Source organism: Asaia sp. As-1742, assembly GCF_011753235.1.
In the GTDB taxonomy this organism is placed as follows: Bacteria; Pseudomonadota; Alphaproteobacteria; order Acetobacterales; family Acetobacteraceae; genus Asaia; species Asaia bogorensis_B.
Window position 1 is genome coordinate 1 of record NZ_VWWA01000034.1, and the last position, 4,248, is coordinate 4,248.

At 54.1% G+C, this 4,248-nt stretch carries 2 protein-coding genes; both read right to left on the minus strand.

The features are described 5' to 3' along the window. Positions 1-197: 197 nt before the first annotated feature. The gene (locus tag F3J08_RS16595; RefSeq protein ID WP_370458765.1) at positions 198-3,275 is read right to left on the minus strand and encodes a TonB-dependent receptor domain-containing protein; all 3,078 of its coding nucleotides are present in this window, start codon (positions 3,273-3,275) and stop codon (positions 198-200) included. An 82-nt stretch (positions 3,276-3,357) separates the two neighbouring features. Continuing rightward, positions 3,358-4,248, minus strand: an 891-nt coding sequence (locus F3J08_RS16600) for an alpha/beta hydrolase (protein WP_166931824.1), incomplete at its 5' end; no start/stop codon positions are given.

Below are 4,248 nucleotides of genomic sequence, written 5' to 3' on the forward strand. Positions count from 1 at the left end.
TACCGGATCGCCAGAGCCGCCGCTTTCACCGATTGGCAGGCTATCGCCCAGATTGCGTCCGCAGCTTGAAACCAATGTCCTCGGTCCGGGCCTTGTCCAACTCTACATCCCTAACCTGACAAAACCAACGCGCAGACGGCGAGTGCCGACAGAAGTCCTGTGTAGTGTAAAATTCTTAGATTCATGTTTTATCTCGCTTAGAAATGCGCCCCAATACTCATTTGGAACGAGCGGCCTATCAGCATGTCGTAATACCGCGTCACGCTATATGTGCCGGGATATTTCGGCAGAGCGCCGGTAATGTTGTTGACAACAAAGCTGCCAGAAAAATTCTTGGTGATTTGATAGGATAATGAAAGGTTGAAGTACGCGAAAGATGGCCGCTTGTTGTCCTCATATGTCGTCGCTGGAACCTGGACCGCATAACGTGATTTTCCGTACCAGATCGTCTGCCACTGTCCCGAAAACGGGCCTTTGATGTAATTGGCGTTCAGAGTGAACAAATCGTTCGGTGCGCTCGTTGTTCCACTCAAAAGATAGGTGTTGCCGAGATAGCTCTGCTGGCTCTTGAGATAATGCGTGTAATTGCCACTCACTTCGACATCACCGGCATTCTGCGACAAGCCAAAGCGCGACAGTGGCGTATAATAATCCATCGAACTCTGAAGCGCACGCGTCTCATATTGCGCGATGTTGAAGTAACCCGCCTGAAAGTTTGCGAGCTGTCCGTCCGAGCTCCTCTGGAAGGCATTGCAATAAGCGTTATTCGGATAGGACGACGAATCGTAGCAGGCTGCCATCAGGTCATCCGGTTCAAGGCTCGTAATGGCGTTCTTTACCTTTACGTCCACGAGCGACGCCTTCACATCGAGACCGCGTATGAAATGCGGGGCGAACTCTGCCGAAGCCGTATAGCTTTTTGAGGTCTCGTTCTTGAGGTGAGAATTCCCGCCAACGGTTCCCGGGATCGTGAAGAAATTGTAATTGGATGTGAATGGCTGTTTGATGCCTGCCTTGGCGCAGTTCGCTGCGCGCATAGCTGGATTGGGCCCCTGCGTGATTCCTGCATCGGAGCAGGGATCAGTACCTGCTTCATAGTCGGTCTGGCGAGGCTGGTAGAGTTCGCCTACTGACGGATTGCGAACTGAACGTGCAACATTACCAGAGAAACCGAAATCTCTCGTTGGCCACCACGCGCCGCCAAACATATACGTCCAGTAATTTCCGGTGATAGAGTTGTGAATAAAGCGACCATTCGCGGTGGCTGAGAGGCTATACGCGCCAGGTAGGTGCATATCAGGTGAAACGAGAGGTATATCGAGCTCACCAAAAGCCTCATGGGTTTGATAAGCACCGCCACTGTTCGGGACCGGAGCAGAATTACCATATTGCCTGTAGGTTCCATCCGGCTGTTGCCAGCCGCGGAAGAATGCACCGGAATCGTAACGATAAGACTCGCGACGATGTTCGTAACCCAGGTCCCAGCGAATATCGCCAGCAGGTAGTTTGAAAACAGTGCTGCTTATCTCCGCCTGGAGATCGCGTTGTGCATTCTTGTCGCGATAACGTGCGTCCGAGATAACATAGTCGCGCGCGCCCGGCGTCATCTGGTTAAACCCGAATGGATTAAGCGGAGCACAGGTCGAACTGCGGGTTGCGATAGGCGCGTTCTGATAACCTGGTGCGCAAACTATATTACCGCTGCTATCGGTTGTCGCATTCAGGGCATTGACGAGGTTCGCAGTAACGATTGATGGCTGAAGGGTGCTGTCGAGATAACGGCTATATTCACCTTGAGCTTTCCATGAAAAAACACGGTTGAACGCGGAAAAGTCACCGTTTAATCCGCCTTGAAAACGATAGGTCTGCACTGTCGTCGTGTACAGGCCGGCATCCAGATCCTGATTAAGGCGTGAGAGATAAAAAGTGCCGGGATCCTGGCCATTTGCAATAAGCGCATTCTGGATCGTTGATCGCTCAGCAGATGTCAGATAGGGATTGCTCGTGCTGAGTTGGTAAGCACCATTGACGCAATGCGTCGAGCACGTGCCGTTAGTTGAGTAATACGAGCTATCGAGCTGCCCGCCCGTATTCTGGGTAAGTGGGCTATCGAAGAGAGGCGTGCTCCAGGTTCCCTGAGCGACCTGGCTCTGCGCCGTACCGCGCGCGTACCATCCTTGCCATGTGGCATGCAGATGTTCTGTCAGATCGTAATGACCGAGCAGGGTAAGATTAAGCTTGTTATTAGGGGCGACAAGCTGATTGTAGTCTTGCAAGGCTACACCGTTGCCGCCAATTCCATGAGTGCCGTCGCGCTTCAGATAGCTGTTTGCGTAAAGCGGCACCAAGGATGTTCCATTGGGGCTGAAAGTCAGCGGTACATTGCTCAACCCGTTGGTGATGCCGTCATTGGCCTGCCCAGCGAGAGCAGCCCCCGCTGAACCGGTATAGATAGGATTTGCCTGCCCCGTAAGTTGCGGGACACCCGTAACAGTGACCTGCGTCACACGGCTCCCCGGCTGGAGAATATATGTGTAAGGCGACGTCTGCCCGAGAGGCACACGCGTGTAGCCGATCGCGTTGCGGCCGAAAACATTGGGACGATCGTTGGCGACCATGCCGCCGGTGTTACGATATTCAACATCGAAAACAAGGCCGCCTTTATCATGGTCGAACCCTGTCCCGGCCTTGAAGGCAACTCGTTCACCTGGCGCATCGAGTTTCTGCGACCAGTTGCCCTGCGTATTCAGGCTTATACCTTTGTAGTGGTCATCAAGGATATAATTTACTACCCCTGCAACGGCATCCGCCCCATAGGCCGCACCGGCACCGCCAAGTTTGGTATCGATACTTTTGATGAGCGAGGGAGGGATAGCGCTTACGTCCACCTGAGATCCGAAACCGCCGGAAGAACCGCCCGCGAACCGCATCCCGTTAATCAAGGTAAGAGTACGCTGGGAACCAAGGTTGAGCAGCTCCCCGAAGGATTGTCCAGCGGAGCTTCCCTGGCTACCGATTGGAGACGTCCCACTAACGCTGAAAGCCGTGTTTTCACGCAAGAGCGCCGTACCGAGATCGTAATAACCGCGGCGTTGAAGCTGTGCGGCACTGACAGTGACGCCTGCCATGACATTAGTCAGGCGGGACTGCGCAAGACGCGTACCCGTCACGGTGATAATCTCTTTCTTATCCTGCGAGTCAAGATCAGCTTTCAGGAGACCTGTTTTGCCTGAACTCTTCGTCAGGGCAGGCTGATTTGCCTCAGAGACAGACACAGGTCGATTAGGGTTCGAAGAACCCTTACGGAACGCCGCGCTCTTGGATGTGCTCTTGTTTTTTTGATGGCTAGTCGTCGCTCTATGATGAGCCTCTCTCTTGAAACCTGTCCTGTTGGCCGCCGATGATCAGAACGGGTCCATCATATTGAGACAACGCCCTGACTGGCGCCAGACGCAAGGGCGAGACACCCAGGCGCAGCAGAGCTTGAAAACTCAGCAATGGCTCGAGGAGCGTTGCGACGATGCGCGGGGTATATCGGGCGATCCGATTTCTGATCGCGTGGCGTATGTCCGAATATACGCCCTGCAAGACGAGAGCATCCGCAGGAATAGGGCCAGCGTCTCCAAGAAGGCAGGCTGCGCCTCCAAGCGATATTCCAATAATGCAAACGGGCGCATTTTCCTGCCGTTTTTTCAGCCAATCGAAGGCTATCCGTGCTTCCTCGGCTTCCTTGAGACCAAAGGTGCAAGGCGCAATCGTCGATTGGCCATGTCCGCGGAAGTCGATCGTAAGCGTCGCATAGCCGAGGCTGGCCAACCATATCGCATTCGCGGCAGTGGCTTGTCGCGAAGCTCTGAAACCATGCAAAAGGAGGACGGATGGGGAACGGCTGTGTCGACCCGGTCTGAATGTCGCCGCGATGGTTATGCCATCCGGGCTCTCAAGGTCGAAATCTCGTGATGGGGGCGAGGCGGGATCGACGAAGGTTTCGCGTCCACGCGTCATGAAAGAGCCGACAAACCAGCTGGCAGTCAAACCGGCTGCAATTGCAGCCGAAAACCCTATGCTAAAACTGCCCGCCTGCACCCGCACGGGTCGATGCTGACATCTCCGCCCTAAAGCCACCATCATCTTGCTGCGCGTTATCCAAAAATTCACTTTTATGTCTTTATGTTGCAGAGCAGGATATAGCAATGTTCTGACATGAAGGGCGCGTGCCGCCCGTAAATGCGGAGGCCCGGTTGTGGA